A 21,229-nucleotide genomic window follows, 5' to 3' on the forward strand; every position below is an offset into this window, starting at 1 on the left:
AATCACGATGAGTAAATCCTCCGCGCCCCGGCGCCACCTGCCCACCAGCCCCTTCGCTGCACCCGTAGTCCCCGTGGCCAAGGAGTTCAGCCTCGGAGACCGCGTCTCCCACGACCAGTACGGCCTGGGCACGATCGTCGGCGTCGAAGAGGGCATCGCGATGCTCGTCGACTTCGGCGCCCGCCAGGTCCGCGTCCTGAGCCCCTACACCCGGATGGACCGGCTCTGACCCGCACCCCTTGACACCTCCGGCCCGCGGCAGCCCGTCACAGGTTGCCCGGGCCGAGGTGCGTCCGGGCGCCGCTCAGCCCTGGGTCGGGGCGGGAGACTTCCCGGCCAGGACGTCCTTCAGACGGTTCGCGCCCGCTTCCGCCGCCTGCTGCGTGGACTGGTGCTCGGTGCCCGAGAGGCCCCCGTTGGTCAGGGACAGGGCGCTGTCGCCGACCCGCACCGCGGCGAAGTCGAGGGTCAGGGTCTCGGGGTCGCCCTCCAGCTCACCGCTCATCGTCACCCGCAGGCCTTGGCGGGCGTCCCCCACATCGGGCAGTGATGCCGAGACCACCTGGACGGTCTGCTTGTCGCCCTTGCCGTTGACCGCCGTGAACTCGTCGCAGACGTCCGGCAGCGTCTTCAGCCAGTCGAACCGGGTGTCCAGGGCGCTCTTCCCGTACGAGGCGACCTCGTAGCGCATCTGGGCGTCGTTGTCGCTGTCGTCGAAGCCGGTGACGGCACTGGCGCCCTGCGGCTTGCCCAGCAGGTCCTCCGCGTACAGGCCGTCCAGCAGTTCCTGGCACTGCTTGGCGTTCCCCTTGTCGGTGACGAAGGCCGAGGCGTCGACCTTGCTCTTGAGCAGCGCGTCGTGCCAGGCCGCCACACTCTTCGACTCGTCCCACTGCGAGCCCAGGTCCGAGTTGGTGATCAGCGCCGACTCCGCCTCCGTCTTGGTCAGCGCACGGACGGAGGGGGAGGGGGAGGCCGACGCGGCGCCGGGTTCCTCGGCCACGGGAGAGGCCGGGACCGTGGAGGCGGGGGACGCGGGGGAGTCCGTACGGCCGGAGCCGCCGCCGTCCCCTCCGCCGTCCGAGCAGGCGGCCGTCGAGAGCAGCATCCCCGCGGTCAGGGCGGATGCGAGGAGACAGGACGGACGGATCATGCGAGGGCCTCCCGAGGTCGGTCCCGAGGACGGGCTGTGTCCCTCCACGCCACCACCGGCCACGGCCCCCCACCAGCGCACCGGGCCGTCCGGGTGAGTGCCGCGCGCGGACGTCACCTCGCCGGTGCCGGGTGCCCCCGGCCGCCATCCGCGGCGATCTGCCAGAGTGGAAGGTGATGCATGCGCCCCAGGGAAGCACCATGAGCCCCACCGACCGGTTCGAAGACGACGACTACCCCGCCTACACGATGGGCCGCGCCGCCGAGCTGATCGGCGCCACCCCCGCGTTCCTGCGGGCCGTCGGGGAGGCCGGGCTGATCACCCCCCTCCGCTCCGAGGGCGGCCACCGCCGCTACTCCCGCAACCAGCTCAGGACCGCCGCCCGCGCCCGGGACCTCGTCGACCAGGGCACGCCCGTCGAGGCGGCCTGCAGAATCGTCACGCTGGAGAACAGCCTCGACGAGGCTCTGCGGATCAACGAGGAGCTGCGCGGCTCGACACCGCAGGACGCGTGAACGGGGCGTCACAGAGCCTCTGAGGGCGTTTTACCGACGGGCTCCGCATATCTGTTCCGGCCGATACAGAATTTGGTGCACGGGCCCGCGAGATTTTGTTATTCCCCGCGCCGGGGTGAGATAGTGCGCCCGCTTCGGGACGGTCAACGTGCTAGTGTCGATTTCAGTTGCAGTTGTGGTTCCCAAAGATTTTCCGGTGCATTCCGGTTGGGGCTTCATTGCGGCAGCGCGGGTTCACGAGGTGTGGATCTGCGAGCTCAGCCCCGAAGGAGATTTGACATGGCTACTGGCACCGTGAAGTGGTTCAACGCGGAAAAGGGCTTCGGCTTCATCGAGCAGGACGGCGGCGGCGCCGACGTCTTCGCCCACTACTCGAACATCGCCACCTCCGGCTTCCGTGAGCTTCAGGAAGGCCAGAAGGTGACCTTCGACGTCACGCAGGGCCAGAAGGGCCCGCAGGCGGAGAACATCGTCCCCGCCTAGTCCGGGACACAGGACGGCCGGCGTCCGCACCACACGGTGCGTACGCCGGCCGTCTCGTTTTTGCGGTCATTGAAATTCCGATGAATTTTCGGTCGCGCTTTCCCATTTTCGGTGACGTCAAACCCGAATATCTGTGCGGATTCTGATCGCGGATCCGATTCGGACGGCCGGACCGATCACCCTGAACGCATCACCGGTCACGGCGTCGCTACCGCACCGACAGCACCGCACGTACGGTCTTGCCGCCGAACCCCGTACTGACGATCTCCAGGCTGTGGGCGAGCTGCTGGACCATAGCCAGACCCCGGCCGCTTTCCGATTCCGCGTCCAGCGCGCCGATCCGCGGCCGTCCCGGACTGTCGTCGTGGACCTCGACGGTCACCCGTCCGTGTCCCAGCTGCAGCCGCAGCCGGCAGCCGCTGCGGCCGTGCCGTACGGCGTTGGCGACGAGCTCGGAGGCGATCAGTGTGGCGTCGTCCACCTGGTCCGCGGTCGGCGGGGCGAGCCGTGGCCGCGGCCGGGTCAGGAACGCCGTCGTCAGCTTGCGGGCCCTGCCCGCCGAGACGGCCGTACGCGGCAGTGTGTACTCCACGCGGGCGGTCGGCCGGACGGTGCGCTGGTGCGCACGCATGACTGACACCTCTCTTCCCCCTCCCAGGACGACAAGCACCCGGCCGACGGCTCCGTCCCCGTCGACCGGGACCCCGCGCGAACGGTGCGCGGCCGGTCCTGCCCTCGGGTGATGCCCCACCCGGACGACCCGCAACCAACGACCTGCGTCACAAAGCCGCCAAGAGACGTCCGAGGGCCGCTCCACGGCGGCTCAACGCGCCTTTCAGCGACCGGAGTCCAGGAGGTGGAAGTCGTCGTAGTCGAAGCCGGGTGCCACCACACAGCTCACCAGGACCTCCTCGTCACCGGCCGGACGGGCCGACTGCCAGACACCGCCCGGGACGAGGACCTGGGGGCGCTCTCCGGCCTCGATGCCGGGGCCGAGGCGGACGACCTGCGGGGTGGAGTGGGGGCTGGTCCCGTCACCGCCGAGCAGGACGTCGAGGGCTCCGCCGCGGTGCCACAGCCAGAGTTCGTCCGAACGGACGGTGTGCCAGGCGGAGGTGTCGCCGGGCGTGAGGAGGAAGTAGATGGCCGAGGCGGCGGCCCGGGGGCCGGGGTAGCCGTCGGGCACGAAGGCCTGGGGCGCCGTCCAGGTCTCGACGAACCAGCCGCCCTCCGGGTGGGGGCGCATGTCCAACGCGGCGGCCAGGGACGGGATTCCGGTCTCAGGAGAGGTCACCGTATGCCTGTATCACGGTGCCGAAAGGCGGTTCAACCAACTGCCGGTGGACACGCGGGGATGTCTGACAAGGTGTGGTTCATGGCGACCCTTCACCGAAAGCTGCTAGGTCTGCTTCCCCGGATGGGGGTGCAGGTGCTGGATCTCGGATCGGGAGCCGCGGTGGTCTACCGGCGCGGTGTGCGCAGACGCGTCGCCCTCGGCAACGGCGCCGATCTGGTGCTGCGGGGGCGGACGGCGGCCTGGAAGCAGGTGCCGCTCGGGGGCACCGGCGCCCGTCTGCTGCTCGACGAGAAGGAGACGGCGGCCGACGAACGGGGGTTCCAGCTCTCGGCCGCGTCCTACCTCTGCGGGCAGCACGTCACCGCCCTGCTGGACCGGTACGAGGTGAACTGCGTCTTCGACGTGGGCGCCAACTCCGGTCAGTACGGCCGCCAGTTGCGCCGCCTCGGCTACACCGGCCGGATCGTCTCCTTCGAACCGACCGCGGAGGCCTTCGGGAAGCTGCGGCAGACGGCCGAGGAGGACCCCGACTGGCAGGTGCACCAGGTCGGTCTCGGCCGGGAGGACACCACCGAGTCCATCCACGTGGGCTGGAACACCATGAACTCCTTTCTCCCGCCCAGCGATTACGGCAAGGGACGCTACAAGCGCTTCGCCAAGACCCGTACGGAGAGGATCGAGGTCCGCCGTCTCGACGGGATGATGGACACGGCCCTCGCCGGCGTCGACGACCCCCGCCCCTATCTGAAGATGGACACCCAGGGCTACGACCTGGAGGTGTTCGCGGGCGCCGGGGAACGCGCGGGGGAGTTCGTCGGCATGCAGTCGGAGGTCGCGACACTGCGGCTGTACGAGGGCAGCCCCCGCATGGGCGAGGCCATCGCCGTGTACGAGGAGCGCGGCTTCGAGATCACCGGCATGTACCCGGTGTCGCGGGAGGAGGCGACCGGCCGGGTGGTGGAGTTCGACTGCGTGATGGTCCGCGCGACGGCGGTCCCGACGGGCAGGTAGGCGGCCGGAAGTCTGTCCCGCCTCCCGCGGCCCAGGCCTGTCCGGGCAGTTCGGGCAGCGCGGCCAGGCTCGGTCTGCGGGACGGGACGGATCCACTGGTCGGGCTCCGTCCACCGGCGGCCCCTAGGCCGGATAGGCGTGTGTCTGGGCCGCTTTCACCGTGGCCCAGACGGCCGAGCCGGAATGCAGGCCGAGTTCCGCCGCGGCGACCGTCGTCAGGTCGGCGGCGAGCGCGAGTTCGCCGGTGAGGGCCACGCGGATCTGGTCGCCGTGCGTCTCCAGACCCGCGACACGGCACTGCCACAGGTTGCGGGCGCTGGAGCCGGTGGGGCGGTCGCGGTGGAGGGTCACGGCGCCCGGCGGGAACGCCACGAAGACGGGCCCGTCCAGCCGCTCGGTCGTGGTGATCGCCGGGCCCGCGTCCAGCCGTACGGTGTGACCCTCGGCCTCGCCCCGGTAGAGGTTGAGCCCGACCAGCTGGGCGATGTAGTCGGTGCGCGGCCTGCGCGCGATGTCCGAGGGGCCGCCCTCCTGGACCACCCGGCCGTCCTCGACGACCACGAGCCGGTCGGCCAGCACCATCGCGTCCAGCGGATCGTGCGTCACGAGGACGGCGACGGCCTCGAAGTCGGCCAGATGGTGCCGCAGCTGGGCCCGCACGTCCAGCCTTGTGCGGGCGTCGAGCGCGGCGAGCGGTTCGTCGAGCAGCAGCAGCCGGGGACGGGTTGCGAGGGCGCGGGCGACGGCGACCCGTTGCGCCTGTCCGCCGGACAGCCGGCGCGGCCTGGTCCCGGCGAACTCGGCGAGGCCCATGCGCTCCAGCCACGCCGCGGCCCGGGCGCGGGCCTCCGCCTTGGGCACGCCCTGGCAGCGCGGCCCGAAGGCGACGTTGTCGAGCGCGGACAGATGCGGGAAGAGGAGGTAGTCCTGGAAGACGACGCCGACGGGGCGGGCCTCCGTCGGCGTACGGTCCAGGCGGGCGCCGTCCAGGAACAGCCGGCCGCCCTCGGACAGCGGGGTGAGCCCGGCCAGCGCGCGCAGCGCGGTCGTCTTGCCCGCGCCGTTCGGGCCGAGCAGCGCGACGACGTCCCCGGGGGCGGCGGACAGTTCGACGTCGAGGCGGAACGAGCCGCGCCGGACGACGAGACGGGCGTCCAGGCCCGTGCCGGACGGTGCGGCCTTCGCCGCCGGTTTCGCCTCGCTCACGACGCGATCACCTCACCCTCGTGCGGACGGCCTGCGCCGGGCATCGGCCTCGTACGGACGCCGGGTGCCGTCCTGGTGCGGACGCCGTGTGGCGTCCCCGTACCGCGTGCGTCATCACGCTCGTCCTCGTGTCCCTGTCCGTCATGAGGCCGCCGTCATCCAGCGGTCCCGCAGTCCGGCGAGCACCGCGATCGACACCAGCAGCAGGACGAGACTCAGCGCGATCGCCGCGTCGGGGTCGCTCTGGAGGGCCAGGTAGACGGCCAGCGGCATGGTCTGGGTACGGCCTGGGAAGTTGCCCGCGAAGGTGATCGTGGCGCCGAACTCGCCGAGGGCGCGGGCCCAGGCCAGCACGGAACCGGCGGCGATGCCCGGCGCGATGAGGGGCAGGGTGACCCGGCGGAACGCGGTGAAGCGGGAGGCGCCGAGGGTCATGGCGGCCTCCTCGTACCGCGGGTCGGCCGCCCGCAGGGTGCCCTCCACGCTGATCACCAGGAAGGGCATCGCCACGAAGGCCTCGGCCACGACCACCCCGGCCGTGGTGAAGGGCAGCGTGATCCCGAACCACGAGTCGAGCAGCTTCCCGACGACGCCGTTGCGGCCGAGGGCCAGCAGCAGCGCGACACCGCCGACCACCGGCGGCAGGACGAGCGGAAGGGTGACCAGGGCCCGGACGAGTCCGCGGCCCGGGAACCGCGTACGGGCCAGCAGCCAGGCGAGCGGCACCCCGAGCACCAGGCTCACCGCGGTGGCCGCCGTGGCCGAGAACAGGGAGAGCTGGAGGGCCTGCCACACCTCGGGCTTCGCCAGTTGTTCCGGCAGGCTGCGCCACGGAGCCCGCACGATCAACGCGACCAGCGGGAGGAGCAGGAACGCGAGCCCGACGAGGGCGGGCACCAGCAGGGGGAGCGGGGTTCCGCCCCGCACCCGGCCCGGCGTCCGGCCGCGCCCGCGCCGCGGTCCGCCGGCGAGGGTGTCGGCGGCCGGGGAGCCGGACGTGTCGGGCGAGGTCACGGGATCACTCATGGCTTCAGGAGACGGGTTCCAGGGCGTTCGCTTCAAGGGGCGCGCCGCACGGGAGGACGCGCCGTGCGGCACGCGCCGGGCCGTCGTCGGACGGAGCCGGCGCGTGCCGGACCACGCCGGGACGGATGCGGCGCGTGCCGGGCCAGGGCAGGACGGATGCGGCCGGGGTCAGGAGGCGGGCTTCAGGAAGCCGGCCTGGGTCAGCACGTTCTGGCCCTCCGGGGACCGCACCAGGTCGATGAACGCCTTGGCCGCCGCGGTGTTGGGGGCGTCCTTGAGCAGGGCGATGGGGTAGTCGTTGATGGCGTCGGCGGACTCGGGGAACTCCACACCCTCCACCTTGTCACCGGCGGCCTTCACGTCGGTCTTGTACACGACCGCCGCGTCCGCCTCCTTCAGTTCCACCTTGGTCAGGGCGCTCTTGACGTCCTGCTCGTAGGAGACCGGGGTGAGCTTCAGGTCGCTAGCGTCCAGCGCCTTCTGCGCGGCGGCGCCGCACGGCACGGTCTTGTCGCACAGGACGACCTTGAGGCCGGACTTGGTGAGGTCCTTCAGGGAGGAGATCTTGTCCGGGTTGCCGGGCAGGGTGGCGATCTCGAGCTGGTTGCGCACGAAGGTCTCGGGGGTGGTCGCCGCGTCGCCCTTGTCCGTCACGATGGCCATCGTCTTCGGGCTGGCCGCGGCGAAGACGTCCGCCGGGGCGCCGCCCGTGATGCTCGCCGCGAGGCTGTCGCTGCCGCCGAAGCTGAAGCTGACCTTGGTGCCCGGGTGGGCTTTCTCGAACTGTTGGCCAAGGGCCGTGAAGCTCTCCTTCAGGGAGGCGGCGGCGAACACGGTCACCGTGCCGGAGAGCTTCGGCGAGGAGGACGCCGAGGCCGACGTCTTCGCCTTGTCCGCGTCGGACGTGTCGGAGGAGGAGCAGGCGCTCAGGGTCAGCAGTACGGCGGCACCGACGCCGGCCGCCTGAAGGGTCCGGGTGGTGCGGCGGGTCCGGCGCGCGGATCGGGTCGTCACGGATCTACTCCCTCGAAGACTCTGAGGCTCGCTGAAGCCTCCGTCGTGATCCTCAGTCCTGAGCTCACGTTCTGCTATGGCCTGATCATACTTCCGCATATGCGAGCTGTAAGTCTCCTGTCGCATCGCATGAGCTGTGCCCACGGGCTTCGGATGTACGCATGTGCGTTTGCCCCGGACTGCCCGCGGGGTACGGTCCACCGGGAGGTGCTGTCCAGTGAGCCAGTCCCTGACACAGCCGACACCGCCGGCTCCCCCGCTCGCGGAACTCGCTCTGAGCGGTGACCTCGCCCGGCCCGCCCTGCTGACCGTGCCCGATCTGCTCGCCTGGCCGCAGCACCGGGTGCGGGTCGCCTTCGAGTGCGCCACCAGCGGTGTGCGGCACCACGGATTCGAGGGCCCGCTGCTGCACGACGTGCTGCGGGACGCCGGTCCCCGCTTCGATCCGTCCCGTCGCAAGGACCGGCTGCGCTTCCTGATCGCGGTGGCGGGTGCCGACGGCCATCACGCACTGCTCACCTGGGCCGAGATCGACCCCGACTTCGCGGACGCTCCCGTGCTGCTCGCGGTCGGCATCGACGGCACGCCGCTGGACCGGGCCGGGCCGCAGCTGGTCCTGCCGCAGGACCGGTGCGGGGCGCGGCACATCAGCGGTATCAACAGCATCCGGGTGGACGGCCGTTACCCGTCATGGCCAACCGGGCTGCCCGGCTGAGCGTCCGTGCCCGGTGGCCGGTCAGGCGCGGTCGATGTGCACGTTGGTCGACTTGACCCTGGCGGTGGCCTCCACGCCGACCTCCAGGCCCAGCTCCTCGACGGCTTCCCTGGTCAGCAGGGAGACCAGCCGGTGGGGTCCCGCCTGGATCTCCACCTGGGCCGCCACGTCGCCGAGTTTGACGGCGGTGACGATGCCGGGAAAGGCGTTGCGGACGGACGTGGAGGACGTGACGCCCTCCTCGCCTCCGGTTCCGGCGAGTTCCACCGAGAACGCGGCGAGGTCGCGGCCGTCGATCAGGCGCCGTCCGCTCTCGTCCCGATGGGTGGCCACCCGCCCGGCGTCCGCCCACCGGCGGGCGGTGTCGGGGCTCACGCCGAGGAGCCGGGCGGCCTGGCCGATGGTGTAGGACTGCATGGCCGCGACGATATGCAGGTGCTTCTCACCCCTGCAAGCCGACCCCCGGGCGCGGCGCGGGGCGGTCCCGCGGCGCGGTGAGGGTCCCGCCGGGCCCGTCGCCGGTGTCAGTCGAGCGACGCCTGTCCCACGTACTCCACCCTGATGTGCTTCGCCCAGAACGGGCCGAGGTCCTTCTTGAGGATGAGATCGGCCTTGGCCGGGTCGTCGACGCCGAAGAACACAAAGCCCGCGGGGTCCGGGCCGACCTCACGCAGGTCGAACCGGCCGTCCCAGCGGTCCATGCGGTCGCCGGTGGTCTCGACCAGGGCCTGGAGCCGGCGCGCGGTGACGTCGGTGTCGTGCAGCCGCACCCGTATCCCCTTCTCCGCGTGGGCGCAGACGTCGGCGTCGAACTCCTCGGAGGGGATGCGGTACACGTCCGCCGTCCTCGCGTCCTCGTCGACGGACAGACCGGTGAACACGCTCGCGTAGCGTGTCTCGCCCCGCTTCTCGACGTAACCCAGCACCCGGTACAGCGAGGACTCCTGTCCCTCCGGTCCGGGCAGGCTGCCCGTCGGCCGGGTGCCGACGCACACCGTCGTACGCCCCGCGGCCCCGCTCTCGTCGGCCGCCGCGCCGGCGCTCGACCCCTGGACCGCGACGAGCGCCGCGGCACTCGCCGCCACGACGCCGGCCGTGTCCCTGATCCTGCTCCGCCTGTTCATCGGGCCCTCCCCGTCCCCCGTACCGTTCCGTCGGTACGGGGACGCGCGGGCGGGCGGATACGTTCAGCGGCCGCGGGCCCCGTCGGCGGCGTAGGCGCGGAGGAAGAGCGCCTCGACATGTGCCATGTGCTCGATCTCGGCCGGGTCGACGCTCTCGTTGGGCGCGTGGATGAGGCACTTGGGTTCCTCCACGCCCATGAGGACGATCTCGGCGCGGGGGTAGGTCTCGGCGAGGACGTTGCACAGCGGGATGGAGCCGCCCTGGCCGAGGAAGGCCATGGGTCTGCCGTACACCTCCTCCATGGCGCGGCCGAGCGCCGCGTAGGCGGGGCCGTCGGTGGCCGCCCGGAAGGGGGCGCCCGCGCTCTCGTCCTCGACACCGACCCGGACTCCCCAGGGCGCGGCCTCGGTGAGGTGCCGGGTGAGGGCCGCGCGGGCCGCCGCCGGGTCCGTGCCGGGCGGGATCCGCAGGCTCACCCGGGCCCGCGCGGTGGGCGGTACGGCGGCCGCGGAGCCGACGACCGGCGGGCAGTCGATGCCGAGGACGGTGACGGCGGGGCGAGCCCACAGCCGGTCGGCGACCGTGCCGGTCCCGGTGAGGCGGACGCCGTCCAGGACGCCGGCGTCGGCGCGGAACTGCTCCTCGTCGTAGCCGACGCCCTCCCAGACGCCCTCGCAGTCGAGCCCTTCGACACGGGTGGCGCCGGTGACCGGGTCGCGCAGGGTGGACAGCATCTGGATCAGCGCGGCGAGCGCGTCCGGGGCGGGGCCGCCGAACATGCCCGAGTGGATCTCCCCGGCCAGCGTGCCGACGGTGACGACGATGTTGGCGAGGCCGCGCAGGGTGACGGTGGCGGTGCCCGTGCCGACCTCCGCGTTGCCGGTGTCGCACACCAGCAGCGCGTCGGCGAGGAACTGCTCCGGGTGCTGGGCCACGTAGTTCTCCAGGCCGCCCGTGCCCTGCTCCTCCGACCCCTCGGCGACGAACTTCAGGCCGACCGGGATGTCGTCGCCGAGCGCCCGCAGGGCGGTCAGGTGCATCACGATGTTGCCCTTGCAGTCCGCGGTGCCGCGTCCGTACCAGCGGCCGTCGCGTTCGGTGAGGGCGAAGGGCGGTGTGGTCCAGGCGTCGTCGTCCAGCGGCGGCTGCACGTCGTAGTGGCAGTACAGCAGGACGGTGGGTGCGCCGGGCGGCGGCGGGCGGTGGCCGATGACCGCGTGGCTCCCGTCGGGGGTCTCGGCGAGGTGCACGTCGTGGAGCCCCGCCGCGGTGAAGGCGTCGGCCACCCACTCCGCGGCCCTGCGGCATTCCTCGGGAGGGTACTGGCGCGGATCGGCGACGGACTTGATCGCGACCAGCTCGGCCAGGTCGTCCTTCGCCCGTCCCATCAACCCGGCGATCTTCTCGGCGAGTTCGGTCACGGTCACCGCCTCACCGTGTCGTCGGTCTTCAGGTCGTCGAGCTTGTCCTGGATCTTGTCCAGCTTCTCCGGGCAGTAGATCTCGATGATCGTCGCCTCCGCCTGGAGCGCCCTGCCGTCACCGATGACGGGCCGCTGGCCCACGAACGCGGCGCCGTTGGACACGTTGATCTTCCACAGCGCCGACTTGAGGGCGCTGGCCGGGTCGTCGCAGACCAGGCCGCCGTCGGTGCCGAGGAGACTCGCGATCAAGTCGGTGTCGGGGCGCGGCAGTCCGGCCTCCACCGCGGCGTCGGCGAGCTGGTTGGCCTTGCTCGTGGCCTTGTTGTTCGACGTGATGGCCTTGTAGCGCACGAGGCCGGCCACGACGAGGCCGAGCAGCACGACGATCGCGCCCCAGTAGAGCCACTTGTGCTCGGATGCGAACCGGGTGGGACTCATGCCCCCGCCTCCTCCTCGCGCGCGGCCTCCGTCTGCCAGCTCGGCTTGCGGAACCTCAGGAACGCCCAGGGGATCAGCAGACCGAGGATGCCCAGGCCGCAGCCGATGATGACGACGTAGACCAGGACGCTGTTGCTGCCGAACTGCGAGGGCGGTACGAATCCGATGACCATGGCGGCGGCCGAGGCCAGGAAGCCGACGACGCACACCAGGTTGAGGGCCGGGACGCGGTAGCCGCGCGGGTGATCGGCCTGGTTCTTCCGCAGCCGCATCGCCGCGACGAACATCAGCAGGTAGACGATGAGGTACACCTGCGTGGTGATCGTCGAGAAGATCCAGTACACGTTGGACACGTTGGGGATGAAGGCGTAGCCCAGCGCGATCACCGTGGTCACGATGCCCTGGGTCACCAGGATGTTCTGCTGGATGCCGAACCGGTTCAACTGCTGGAGGAACGGCGGCAGATAGCCCTCGCTGCGGGAGATCTCCAGCAGGCCCTTGGAGGGTCCGGCGAGCCAGGTCAGCATGCCCGCCAGCGACGCGGAGATCAGCATCACCGCCGCGATCGGTGTCATCCAGCCGATGTCGAAGTACGAGAAGAACGCGTCGAACGCCTGCATGACGCCGGCGGTGAGGCTGGTCTGGTTGGCGGGCACCACCCAGCTGATGGCCAGCGCGGGCAGGATGAAGATCAGCAGCACCAGGCCCATCGCCAGGAACATCGACTTCGGGTATTCCTTCGCCGGGTCCTTCAGCGACGACACGTGGACGGCGTTCATCTCCATGCCGGAGTACGAGAGGAAGTTGTTGACGATCAGGACGAGGCTGGCCAGGCCCGTCCACTCCGGGAGCAGATGACTGGCCGTCATGGGCGCGGCCGACGGGTTGCCCTGGGCCAGGAAGACCATGCCGAGCACGACGAGGATCGTGCCGGGCACCAGGGTGCCGATGACCAGGCCCCAACTGGACAGTCCCGCGAGGGCCTTGGTGCCGCGTGAGGAGACCCAGACGCCGGTCCAGTACAGGACCACGATGACGATCGCGGTGTAGAGGCCGCTGGACGCCAGGGAGGGGTCGATGATGTACGCGATCGTGCTTGCCACGAAGGCCAGCAGGCTCGGGTAGTAGAAGATCGTCATCGCGAACTGGCACCACACCGCGAGGAATCCGAGCGGCTTGGACAGTCCCTCGCTCACCCAGCGGTAGACACCGCCGTTCCAGCCCGAGGCCAGCTCCGCCGAGACCAGGGCGGTCGGCAGCAGGAACACGATCGCCGGGACCAGGTACAGGAACACGCAGGCCAGGCCGTACACCGCCATCGTCGGGGCGGCCCGCAGACTCGCGACCGAGGCGGTCGTCATGAGCGCCAGCGTCAGCCAGGTGAGCCGCGGCGCCGCCGGGATCGCGGCGTGCGCGGTCCGCGCCGCGGGCCGCGGTGCCTCGGCCGGCATGTCCATCGAGCTCATCGGACCCCTCCTAGTTCGCGGGTCGAAAGCGATGACGCCAGCCTCCGTGCGAGTGAAGACCACCGCCCGCCAGGTGACCCGTCCGGGTGACCAGCGCTTTCCCCCGCCCCCGACCTCGACCCCGTCCCCGCATGAACCGCGGGGCCGGACAGCGCCCTCGGCCGGTCCCGGTGTCTCGTCCCGGGTCGGGGTCGGCGGGACTTGGCCGGCTCGGTGTCTCCTCCTGGGTCCGGGTCGGCGGGGCCGGTTTCCGCCGGGTACGGCTTCTTCACCCGTTCGGAGCGCTTCGGTGGCCGCGGGAAGCGGGTGGTCCGCAGGCTGGGGGCGGGTCCGCGCGCGCACTCCCGCGGGTGGCGGGCCGGGTGTCGAGGGGAGGCGGCCGATGGGACCGGACACACGGGCCGCCCCGGACGACGTCGCCGCGTTCCTGGCCCGGCTGACCGGGCTGCTGCTGCGGTCCAGCGGCGAGGGCGCCGGCATCGTCGAGCGCACCGTCCGGAACACCGCCCGTGCCCTCGGCGCCGAAGCCTCCGTCCTTCTCGTGCCCGACGGCGCGGCACTGACCGTCGGCACCGGCGGCGGCTCCCGCACGGTGACCCTGCGCGGTTTCCCCGAGGTCTTCCGGCTCGATCAGGTCGTCGCGCTGAAACCGCTCGTCCAGGACGTCGGCGCGGGCCGGATCGGCGTGGCCGAGGCGGACCGGCGGCTGGCCGCGATCGAGTCGTCCCGGCCGCCCTACCCGTGGTGGCTCAAGCTGCTCGGCATCGTCCTGTTCACGCTGGGCTTCGCGCCGTTGATGCAGTCCACGTGGTACGAGGTGGGCGCCACCGCGGTCCTCGGCACCGTCGCCGCGGTGCTGGCCGTCACGGCGGACCGGATCCCCCGGTTCGCCACGGTGCTCCCGCTGGTCGTCTCGACCACCGTCTCCGTGATCACCGTCGAGGTGTTCGCCCGCGACACCTCGCACGGCGGCCCCGTCCTGCTGATGCTGCCGGCGCTCTTCTTCTTCGTCCCCGGCGACTATCTGAGCGCCGCCGCGGCCGAACTCGCCGCCGGTAACATCACCACCGGCGCGATCCGGCTCGTCTACTCCGCGTTCCTGCTCGTACAGCTCTACGTCGGTGTCCTGCTCGGCCTGTTCCTCACCGGCACCTCGACCCGCGCCCTCTTCGACCTCGCCGCCGCGTCCGATCTGCCGCGCTGGGCCCTCTTCCTGAGCTGGATCGTCTTCACGGTCGGCACCCTGCTGGCCTTCGCGATTCCCTTCCGGCTGCTGGTGCCCCTGCTCGTGCTGGTGTACCTCACCGTGGCCGTGCAGTCCCTGGCCACCAAGGCGATCGGCGAGACGGGCGGAACGTTCGTCGCGGCCGCCGTCCTGGCCGCCGTCGCGACCCGGCTGACTCTGAGGCCGCACCAGCCGCCCCGGCTCGTGCTGGTGCTCCCCGGCTTCTTCACCCTCACCGTCGGCTCCCTCGGCATGCGGGGGCTGACCACTCTGGCCGGCGGCTACGTCATCGAGGGCTTCCGCGACCTGCTGAAACTCGTCACGATCGTCACGGCCATCGCCGTCGGTCTGGTCTTCGGAGCGGCCCTCGCACAGCCGGCGGGCACCGAGCGCTGAAGGACCGTCCCCGCTCTCACATGCGCAGCAGCCGCTGTGTCATCTCGCGGTACTGCCGCAGCGCGTGGCGCAGTTCCTCGCCCTGGGTCCCGGGGTCCTGGCCGTGCCAGCCCGCGTGGAGGGCCCGCCGGCGTTCCGTGAGGGCGCTCATGAGCTGCGCCGCGGCCTCGTCGAACGCGGTCTCGGCCTCTTCCAGCGCTTCGAGAGGGCTGTGCGCGAACGTGTTGAGCGCGTGGTTGAGCCGCCCGGTGAGTTCGGCCCGCTCGCTCTCCCCGAGCAGCGGTTCCGGGCCCGGCGCACGACGTCCGGCCGAGCCGGCCCGCCCGTCCGGAGGCTGTTGGGCGCGTGTCTGGTCGTACATCATCGTTGGCCACTTCCTGTACGTCGTACTGGCGGGGCGCGTCGGTGAGTCCGGGGGCGGCGACCGGGGGCGGACGTTCCGGAGGGCCGCCGCTGCGGTGGGGTCAGCCCGCGTTGGACCTCTCGGGCGCGGCCTGCGCGGCACGCCGGTACTCGGCGTTGATGCGCTGGGCCTCCTCGAGCTGGTCCTCCAGGATGACGATGCGGCAGGCGGCCTCGATCGGGGTTCCCCGGTCGACGAGTTCGCGTGCGCGGGCGGCGATCCTGAGCTGGTAGCGGGAGTAGCGGCGGTGGCCGCCCTCGGAGCGGAGCGGGGTGATCAGGCGGGCCTCGCCGATGGCTCGCAGGAAGCCGGGCGTCGTGCCGAGCATCTCGGCGGCCCTGCCCATCGTGTACGCGGGATAGTCGTCGTCGTCGAGACGACCACCGAGTGGAGTGTCCGCTGTCATTTCACCTCGTCGTAGCACGCGTCGAGGGGCCCCGTTGCCGTACGGCACCAGGGCCCCGAAGGAAATTGAACACCATCTGACGGCTCGCTACCGCGGAGCCGAGCTTCTGTTTCCGTCACCGGGCCCGCGTGCGGGGCGGGTGAGCGGGGATCGTGTGTGCGCGACCGGGAACCACCGTCCATTCCGGGCTCTTGCTGCACCCGGCCGTGCTGTTCCCGGTCCGGGCGATCCTGATGGCGTCTGCTTCTCCGTCCTGGCCTCGAGTCGTTCACTCGCCGGACCGGGAGTGAACTCCGCCGGACCGGCGCTGTCTGTACAAGAAACCCTAACCACGTCACAACTTGATGTCTAGCGTGGCAAAGGCAGATTTTGAGTGTTCGAAGCATGAGGATTCCGCGGAACGCGGCTGCGCGCACACCGATGAGGGCCCCGCCGGTCCGTACCGGCGGGGCCCTCATGTGCCCTCGTGCGAGTGGACGTCCTCAGAGTCCGAGCGGGGCGGGGCCGCCGAGCAGGGACGAGGCGTTCTGGAGCGGGGTGAGCGCGCGCCGGGGTGCGGCCGTCTCCGGGGCGCGGCAGGTGAAGCCGAGCCGGGCCATGGCCCGGCTCACCTCCCCGCTCGTGAAGTCACGGCGGTCCTGGCGGGTGATGACCTCGCCGACCTGCTTGACGGGGTAGCGGCAGCGGCCGATGATCACGAACTCGCCCGTGATCGGCTCGGGCTTGATCCCCTTCATCGACTCCAGCACTCCACTCTTGGAGAGGTCGAAGGGGAAGCGGGCGATCACACAGCGCATGGGGCCTCACAAGTGGCAGGAGGGAGCCGGTCGGGGCCGGCTCCGAAGGGGGACGTCGCGGGACGGCGTGGCGCCGGGGTCTCAGCGGGAGAGGGCGGGAGCGCCAGGGGTGCGGCGGAGGCCGAGGACGTCGCGTACGCGGACGCGGTCCGTGTACGCGCAGCCGTCGCGGACGACGGTCAGCTGGGCCTCGGTGACCGAGTGCGTGAACTGGTCGTCCTCGTCGCACACGAGCAGAGACCCGACACGGGCGCTCGTCATCAGGGTCAGGGCCACCTCGACCGTCATGTCGTCCCTCACCCGTGGCCCGGACGGGTCCTCGGGGCAGGCGAGGACGGACGGTGCGGGGCCCACGGAACACGGCTGCGCCTGAACGAGCGTCAAAGGGTGCCTCCTGCTGGGTGGGTGGGGTGCGGAGCGCGGATGCCGGTCCTCGGCCCCGCTCGCCTCGCGGGCGGGAGAGGGCCGGGGACCGGCGTGCCGGCGGCCCGGACCGCCGGGCAGGATCCCGGTTCCCGTCCGGCCCGCGACCGCCGAGGGCTGCGGACTACTGCTGGGCGGTGCGGCGCGCGGTGCTACCGGTGGACCGGCCCTGGCCGGAGCGGCCACGTCGGCCGCGGGAGGCGGCGGAGGCACCACGGCGAGGGTGCTCCGTCTCCGGCGGGCGGATGACGACCGGCACGCCCGAGGGGGTGCGGGCGCCCGTGATGCGGCTCAGTTCCTCCTCGCCCGAACGCACCTGACTGGTCAGCGGGTTGATGCCCGCGGCGGCCATCAGGCGGATCATGTCCCGGCGCTGGCCGGGTGTCACCAGGGTCACCACGCTTCCGGACTCGCCCGCACGGGCCGTACGGCCGCCGCGGTGCAGATAGTCCTTGGGGTCGCTCGGGGGATCGACGTTGACCACGAGGTCCAGCTGGTCGACATGGATGCCGCGCGCCGCGACATTGGTCGCCACCAGGACCGTCACATGGCCGGTCTTGAACTGCTCCAGGGTCCGCGTGCGCTGTGGCTGGGACTTGCCGCCGTGCAGGGACGCGGCGCGCACGCCGCTGTTGAGCAGGTGCCCGGTGAGCCGGTCCACCGCGTGCTTGGTGTCCAGGAACATGATCACCCGGCCGTCGCGCGCCGCGATCTCGGTGGTCGTCCGGTGCTTGTCCGCGGCGTGCACGTGGAGCACGTGGTGCTCCATCGTCGTGACCGCGCCCGCGGACGGGTCGACGGAGTGGACCACCGGGTCGGCCAGGTAGCGGCGGACCAGCAGGTCGACGTTGCGGTCGAGGGTGGCGGAGAAGAGCATCCGCTGCCCCTCCGGACGCACCTGGTCGAGCAGCGCCGTGACCTGCGGCATGAAGCCCATGTCGGCCATCTGGTCGGCCTCGTCGAGGACGGTGACGGCGACCTGGTCCAGTCGGCAGTCGCCCCGCTCGATGAGGTCCTTGAGGCGTCCCGGAGTCGCGACGACGACCTCCGCCCCGCCCCGCAGGGCACCGGCCTGCCGGCCGATCGACATCCCGCCGACCACGGTGGCCGTCCGCAGTCGCAGGGAACGGGCGTAAGGGGCCAACGCGTCGGTGACCTGCTGGGCCAGTTCCCGGGTCGGTACGAGCACCAGGGCCAGCGGCTGCCGGGGCTCGGCGCGCTTCCCGGCGGTACGGGCCAGCAGCGCCAGGCCGAAGGCCAGCGTCTTGCCGGAGCCGGTGCGGCCTCGGCCGAGCACGTCACGGCCCGCCAGGGTGTTCGGCAGGGTCGCCGCCTGGATCGGGAAGGGGACGGACACGCCCTCATGGCCGAGTGCCGCCAGCAACGGTGCCGGCAGGCCGAGTTCGGCGAACGTCTCCACGGCCGGCAGAGCGGGGGTGATCGTCACCGGCAGCGCGAAATCGCCCTGCCGTGAGACCTGCTGGCGTCCGTAGCTCCTGGGCCGGCCGGGAGCGCCGGACCGGGCGGTGGAGGCGCCCCCGAGGCGGCCGTCGTTCCTTCGGGTGCCGGCGCCTTGGGCGCGGGTCCGGGTGGAGCGGTCGTTCGTGCGCGTGCGGTTCATGCGGAACCTTCCTTGACCGGGCGCGTATCAAGGAATTCCCGCAGCGAATGTGCAGCGCAGAGAATCGCGAGAACGAGCCGAATGGAATTCCGCACGGAATCGGGTCGGTGCGGAATTCTCGCGGGAGTGGCGCCTGGGAAGCGGCGGTGTCCCGGAAGCAGGGGGAATCGTGGATGGGAACGAATTGGATCGTGCGCTGATGCGGAACGGGCATCGGGCGGGAACGGTCCGGACGTCGCGCGGGGTGACCCGGATCGGACCGGCGGGCCTCGGGAGCGGATCACGGGTGGACCGGGAGGGAGCCGGGTGGCCGACCGGGTGTGGATCCCGGGTGGCGGCGGGAGGTCGGGAAATGCGGCGGAAATTCGTCCGGAACCCGGGACCCGGAAGAACGGTCACGGGCCGAACCCGCCGTGCCCGGCCGGGACGAGTGCGCCGAAAACGCCGCGAGCTGGGGCCCGCACCCCAAGGTGCGGGCCCCAGCTGCGCCGTACGTGCCGGTGTCAGGCGGAAACGATGTTCTCCGCCGTCGGGCCCTTCTGGCCCTGGGCGATGTCGAAGGACACCTTCTGGCCCTCCTGGAGCTCACGGAAGCCCGAGCTGGCGATGTTCGAGTAGTGGGCGAAGACGTCGGCGCCGCCGCCGTCCTGCTCGATGAAGCCGAAGCCCTTTTCCGCGTTGAACCACTTCACGGTGCCAGTAGCCATGTCAATTCTCCTTCGGGACGGTGCTGGGGATCCGCACTGTGCGGATCCCGCGTCGCCGTGATGATTGCCCCGCCGGAAAATGACCGGAGATACAAAAGAACTCCACCCGATAAGTACGGGGTGGATGCTCGCAAGTTTTGGGAACCACAACTGCAACTGCTATCGACAGTAGCACGGAACGATCGGTTGTGTGCGGGAAAAAAATCCGGCCCGTCTGTCGATCAAGGAACTCTCCTCGCGCCTGACGTCGAATTCTCACGTCGCTGCCACAGATATCGGCCGGCTCGGGCGGCAGAGTATCTGCCGGAGACCGTACGGCGGACCGGGTCGCAAATATGTGACGAAAATCGAATCGCGCGACGGTTCGGGGGCCGCAGGGACCGCCCGGCACGGACCGCCCCGCACGGACCTACCGGCACGGACGGCCCCGCACGGAAGGCCCGGCACGTATGCGGAATCGAGACCGTCCTGCATGCCCTCTCCCTGCAACTGCGGGGCCCTCCCGTGCTGTCCTGTGGGGCAGGGTCGACCGCCTGTGCCAGGTGGTCGTCCGCCGTGGTCACCCAGGGGGTGACCACGGGTAAGCCGATCGGGAAGAGGGGTGGGTCATGGCCGGTCTCAGACGTACGTCGGCGCTGGCGCTGGCGGGCGGGATCATGCTGTTGACGGGGTGCCAGGACGAGGCGGGCACAGGCTCCGCCGCGGCGGCCCCGGCCTCCGTGGCGTCATCGGCCGCTGCGGCGTCCTCGGCCGCCGAGGCCGAACGGACGGCGTCCCCCGCGGGGGCCGCTTCGCCCTCGTCGGGCTCCGCCGCCACCGGCACGCCGTCGCAGTCGGCCGGCGCCTCCCCGAAGCGGGCCACCGAGCGGGCCGGCACCCCGGCCGCCCACGCGCCCACCGCCGTCGCGGGCTGCCGCAACCTGACCGCCGGTGACGCGGTGAAGGCCGACGTCACCCGGACGTACCGGCGCGACGTCACCCACTTCGAACACATCGAGCCGGTCCCGCACGTGTTCTTCTACGGCCAGTGCGGCACCGTCCGCTACGCCGCCACCCGTTTCCGGCCCTTCGCGGGCGCCACCCAGGCGGAACTCGTGGGCATGCAGGACGAGGGAAGCGTCACCAAGTACTTCCGCGACTCGGGCGGCGGCTGGGTCTACGTCGCGACCGACGGATTCCCCGTCGGCCCGCACGGCTGCGGTGACGTCCCGGCGATACCCGACGCCCTGGCCACCGCCTGGGGAGACTGCTCGATCGCGCCCTGACCGCCTCGCGCTGAAGGCCTCGCCTTGAACCGCCTCGCGAACCGCCCGATCGCGTCCTGAACCGGACGTCGGGCGGTCAGCGGCTCCCGGGGCTCATGGCGACGGTGCCGGAAGCACGGCCGGGGCCGAGGCCGGAGACGCCGTCGCGTTCTGCGCGACGGCGTCGAAGTCGACGTACCCGGTCCTCTCCAGCGCCGAGATGTGCGTGAGCTCCGTCCGGTTGGTGACCGTGGCCAGTTCCCGGATCAGAGTGTTGCGCGTGCTGCTGCGCACCTGCGCGAGCTGCTGGAAGACCCTGCCGTGCTCCTCGCGCAGCAGATTCGCGAAGAGCTGCCGGTACTCCCCGTCCTGGGCCGCCGACAACTGGGCCAGCCAGCCCTGCTGTTCGGAGGTCGGCTGCGTCGGCAGGGTGATGGCGAGGTCTTTCGCCACCTCGCGGACACGCCGGTCGAGGTCGGTGTGTCCCGCCACCAGCCGGCTGCCGGCCTCCTTGATCTCCTTCGTCGGGGCCTTCTCGACCGCCTGCCGGCCCGCGGACGTCTCCCACAACCCGTCCAGTTCCACCTGCACCACGAGGTCCCGGTCGGCCGCGCTCAGCGGGCCCCAGGGCGTGCTCACCAGCGGTCCGGGGTCGGCGATGGCGGCCTTCACCGCGTCGAACCGGTGGGGGTAGGAGTAGAACACCGGGTACGCGAGTGAGCCGATCGTGGCGCCGATCGCCAGCACCATGAAGATCGAGACGAAGCTGCGCCGCAAGGGAGCCTCCCAGGGGACCGGCTGTTCTTCGGCAAACCTCACGCGGCCGGTGCGGTCCGTACCGGCCGGAGCCGTTCTTGGCGCGTACCGAGTGCTCCGGCCCATCCCGTACGGGGGGAACGGGAGTTGGGTGGGCGGGGGCACCCGGCCGCCAGGCCAGAAGATCAGTTCGCCGCACGGGGCCGATAGGGCCGAACGGCCCAGGGCTCAGGGCCGGACGGACACCCGCCCGGGCCACCGGCCCGGGCGCGTCCGCCCCCTGTCCGCGTGCCTCATGTCCGCCCCACGGACCGGCAGTTGACGGGTCCACCGGCGGCGCGGCCGGGCATCCGCGGCCGCGGCTCGCGCGCGAGAACCG

25 protein-coding genes are annotated in these 21,229 nt (G+C 71.6%); 7 read left to right on the forward strand and 18 right to left on the reverse strand.

Features of this window, described 5'->3' with window-relative positions; all coding sequences use genetic code 11:
* The first annotated feature begins 7 nt into the window (after nt 1-7).
* Entirely contained in the window at nt 8-229 is a 222-nt protein-coding gene (locus tag ACFYYF_RS16920; protein ID WP_037614735.1) for a hypothetical protein, read from the forward strand.
* A 75-nt stretch (nt 230-304) separates the two neighbouring features.
* On the opposite strand, the gene ACFYYF_RS16925 is transcribed toward ACFYYF_RS16920, so the two are convergent.
* On the reverse strand, nt 305-1,153 hold the full coding sequence (locus ACFYYF_RS16925) for a hypothetical protein (protein ID WP_388776268.1): 849 nt from the start codon (nt 1,151-1,153) through the stop codon (nt 305-307).
* Nucleotides 1,154-1,353: 200 nt separating this feature from the next.
* Between ACFYYF_RS16925 and ACFYYF_RS16930 the strand changes: the two genes are divergently transcribed.
* The gene (locus ACFYYF_RS16930) at nt 1,354-1,668 is read left to right on the forward strand and encodes a MerR family transcriptional regulator (RefSeq protein ID WP_361688589.1); all 315 of its coding nucleotides are present in this window, start codon (nt 1,354-1,356) and stop codon (nt 1,666-1,668) included.
* A 279-nt stretch (nt 1,669-1,947) separates the two neighbouring features.
* Nucleotides 1,948-2,151: a cold-shock protein gene (locus tag ACFYYF_RS16935; RefSeq protein ID WP_020871138.1), complete on the forward strand. Its 204-nt coding sequence runs from the start codon at nt 1,948-1,950 to the stop codon at nt 2,149-2,151.
* 208 nt (nt 2,152-2,359) lie between these two features.
* Here the strand turns inward: ACFYYF_RS16935 and ACFYYF_RS16940 are convergent, their stop codons facing one another.
* Nucleotides 2,360-2,782: an ATP-binding protein gene (locus ACFYYF_RS16940; RefSeq protein ID WP_361694007.1), complete on the reverse strand. Its 423-nt coding sequence runs from the start codon at nt 2,780-2,782 to the stop codon at nt 2,360-2,362.
* A 204-nt stretch (nt 2,783-2,986) separates the two neighbouring features.
* The gene (locus ACFYYF_RS16945; RefSeq protein ID WP_361694009.1) at nt 2,987-3,445 is read right to left on the reverse strand and encodes a cupin domain-containing protein; all 459 of its coding nucleotides are present in this window, start codon (nt 3,443-3,445) and stop codon (nt 2,987-2,989) included.
* An 81-nt stretch (nt 3,446-3,526) separates the two neighbouring features.
* Here ACFYYF_RS16945 and ACFYYF_RS16950 point away from each other — a divergent pair, with 81 nt between their 5' ends.
* Entirely contained in the window at nt 3,527-4,459 is a 933-nt protein-coding gene (locus ACFYYF_RS16950; protein ID WP_388776272.1) for an FkbM family methyltransferase, read from the forward strand.
* A 123-nt stretch (nt 4,460-4,582) separates the two neighbouring features.
* Here ACFYYF_RS16950 and ACFYYF_RS16955 read toward each other — a convergent pair whose 3' ends face one another.
* From ACFYYF_RS16955 to modA, 3 genes are all read right to left on the reverse strand, one after another.
* Nucleotides 4,583-5,665 carry an ABC transporter ATP-binding protein gene (locus tag ACFYYF_RS16955; RefSeq protein WP_388776274.1) on the reverse strand — a complete coding sequence of 361 codons (1,083 nt, stop codon included), beginning with the start codon at nt 5,663-5,665 and terminating at the stop codon, nt 4,583-4,585.
* Between the two features lie 141 nt (nt 5,666-5,806).
* Nucleotides 5,807-6,691, reverse strand: coding sequence for a molybdate ABC transporter permease subunit (gene modB / locus ACFYYF_RS16960; protein ID WP_388776276.1), 885 nt, complete (start codon nt 6,689-6,691; stop codon nt 5,807-5,809).
* A 168-nt stretch (nt 6,692-6,859) separates the two neighbouring features.
* Nucleotides 6,860-7,705 carry a molybdate ABC transporter substrate-binding protein gene (gene modA, locus ACFYYF_RS16965; RefSeq protein ID WP_388776278.1) on the reverse strand — a complete coding sequence of 282 codons (846 nt, stop codon included), beginning with the start codon at nt 7,703-7,705 and terminating at the stop codon, nt 6,860-6,862.
* 217 nt (nt 7,706-7,922) lie between these two features.
* Between modA and ACFYYF_RS16970 the strand changes: the two genes are divergently transcribed.
* Nucleotides 7,923-8,420, forward strand: a complete 498-nt coding sequence (locus tag ACFYYF_RS16970; protein WP_388776280.1) for a molybdopterin-dependent oxidoreductase — start codon at nt 7,923-7,925, stop codon at nt 8,418-8,420.
* A gap of 21 nt (nt 8,421-8,441) precedes the next feature.
* Here ACFYYF_RS16970 and ACFYYF_RS16975 read toward each other — a convergent pair whose 3' ends face one another.
* The 5 genes from ACFYYF_RS16975 to ACFYYF_RS16995 all read right to left on the reverse strand — a co-directional run bounded on the left by ACFYYF_RS16975 (nt 8,442) and on the right by ACFYYF_RS16995 (nt 12,872).
* The gene (locus ACFYYF_RS16975; protein ID WP_361694021.1) at nt 8,442-8,837 is read right to left on the reverse strand and encodes a helix-turn-helix transcriptional regulator; all 396 of its coding nucleotides are present in this window, start codon (nt 8,835-8,837) and stop codon (nt 8,442-8,444) included.
* A gap of 107 nt (nt 8,838-8,944) precedes the next feature.
* The gene (locus tag ACFYYF_RS16980) at nt 8,945-9,544 is read right to left on the reverse strand and encodes a hypothetical protein (protein ID WP_388776283.1); all 600 of its coding nucleotides are present in this window, start codon (nt 9,542-9,544) and stop codon (nt 8,945-8,947) included.
* Nucleotides 9,545-9,607: 63 nt separating this feature from the next.
* Nucleotides 9,608-10,972, reverse strand: a complete 1,365-nt coding sequence (locus ACFYYF_RS16985) for a dipeptidase (RefSeq protein ID WP_388776285.1) — start codon at nt 10,970-10,972, stop codon at nt 9,608-9,610.
* On the reverse strand, nt 10,969-11,406 hold the full coding sequence (locus ACFYYF_RS16990) for a hypothetical protein (protein ID WP_388776286.1): 438 nt from the start codon (nt 11,404-11,406) through the stop codon (nt 10,969-10,971). Before ACFYYF_RS16990 ends, ACFYYF_RS16985 begins: the two co-directional genes overlap by 4 nt.
* Nucleotides 11,403-12,872: an APC family permease gene (locus tag ACFYYF_RS16995; protein WP_388776288.1), complete on the reverse strand. Its 1,470-nt coding sequence runs from the start codon at nt 12,870-12,872 to the stop codon at nt 11,403-11,405. The genes ACFYYF_RS16990 and ACFYYF_RS16995 overlap by 4 nt, the downstream gene beginning before the upstream one ends.
* A gap of 382 nt (nt 12,873-13,254) precedes the next feature.
* On the opposite strand from ACFYYF_RS16995, the gene ACFYYF_RS17000 reads away from it, so the two are divergent.
* Nucleotides 13,255-14,493 carry a threonine/serine exporter family protein gene (locus ACFYYF_RS17000; RefSeq protein WP_388776291.1) on the forward strand — a complete coding sequence of 413 codons (1,239 nt, stop codon included), beginning with the start codon at nt 13,255-13,257 and terminating at the stop codon, nt 14,491-14,493.
* Between the two features lie 16 nt (nt 14,494-14,509).
* On the opposite strand, the gene ACFYYF_RS17005 is transcribed toward ACFYYF_RS17000, so the two are convergent.
* From ACFYYF_RS17005 to ACFYYF_RS17030, 6 genes are all read right to left on the reverse strand, one after another.
* Nucleotides 14,510-14,857 (reverse strand): hypothetical protein, encoded by a 348-nt coding sequence (locus ACFYYF_RS17005; protein WP_361694033.1) that lies wholly within the window; start codon nt 14,855-14,857, stop codon nt 14,510-14,512.
* A gap of 100 nt (nt 14,858-14,957) precedes the next feature.
* The gene (locus tag ACFYYF_RS17010; protein WP_361694035.1) at nt 14,958-15,302 is read right to left on the reverse strand and encodes a MerR family transcriptional regulator; all 345 of its coding nucleotides are present in this window, start codon (nt 15,300-15,302) and stop codon (nt 14,958-14,960) included.
* A gap of 482 nt (nt 15,303-15,784) precedes the next feature.
* On the reverse strand, nt 15,785-16,099 hold the full coding sequence (locus ACFYYF_RS17015; protein WP_388776294.1) for an SCO5918 family protein: 315 nt from the start codon (nt 16,097-16,099) through the stop codon (nt 15,785-15,787).
* Nucleotides 16,100-16,180: 81 nt separating this feature from the next.
* A complete protein-coding gene (locus ACFYYF_RS17020; protein ID WP_388776297.1) occupies nt 16,181-16,483 on the reverse strand; it encodes a CBS domain-containing protein in 303 nt (100 codons plus the stop codon).
* A 163-nt stretch (nt 16,484-16,646) separates the two neighbouring features.
* On the reverse strand, nt 16,647-18,143 hold the full coding sequence (locus ACFYYF_RS17025; RefSeq protein WP_388776299.1) for a DEAD/DEAH box helicase: 1,497 nt from the start codon (nt 18,141-18,143) through the stop codon (nt 16,647-16,649).
* Nucleotides 18,144-18,646: 503 nt separating this feature from the next.
* Nucleotides 18,647-18,850, reverse strand: a complete 204-nt coding sequence (locus ACFYYF_RS17030; protein WP_103550103.1) for a cold-shock protein — start codon at nt 18,848-18,850, stop codon at nt 18,647-18,649.
* Nucleotides 18,851-19,458: 608 nt separating this feature from the next.
* On the opposite strand from ACFYYF_RS17030, the gene ACFYYF_RS17035 reads away from it, so the two are divergent.
* Nucleotides 19,459-20,115 (forward strand): hypothetical protein, encoded by a 657-nt coding sequence (locus ACFYYF_RS17035; protein WP_388776301.1) that lies wholly within the window; start codon nt 19,459-19,461, stop codon nt 20,113-20,115.
* A 93-nt stretch (nt 20,116-20,208) separates the two neighbouring features.
* Here the strand turns inward: ACFYYF_RS17035 and ACFYYF_RS17040 are convergent, their stop codons facing one another.
* Complete coding sequence (locus ACFYYF_RS17040) at nt 20,209-20,871, reverse strand: DUF4142 domain-containing protein (RefSeq protein WP_388776303.1); 663 nt, start codon at nt 20,869-20,871, stop codon at nt 20,209-20,211.
* Nucleotides 20,872-21,229: the final 358 nt, after the last annotated feature.

This window comes from Streptomyces sp. NPDC001914 (assembly GCF_042891215.1).
GTDB lineage: Bacteria > Actinomycetota > Actinomycetes > Streptomycetales > Streptomycetaceae > Streptomyces.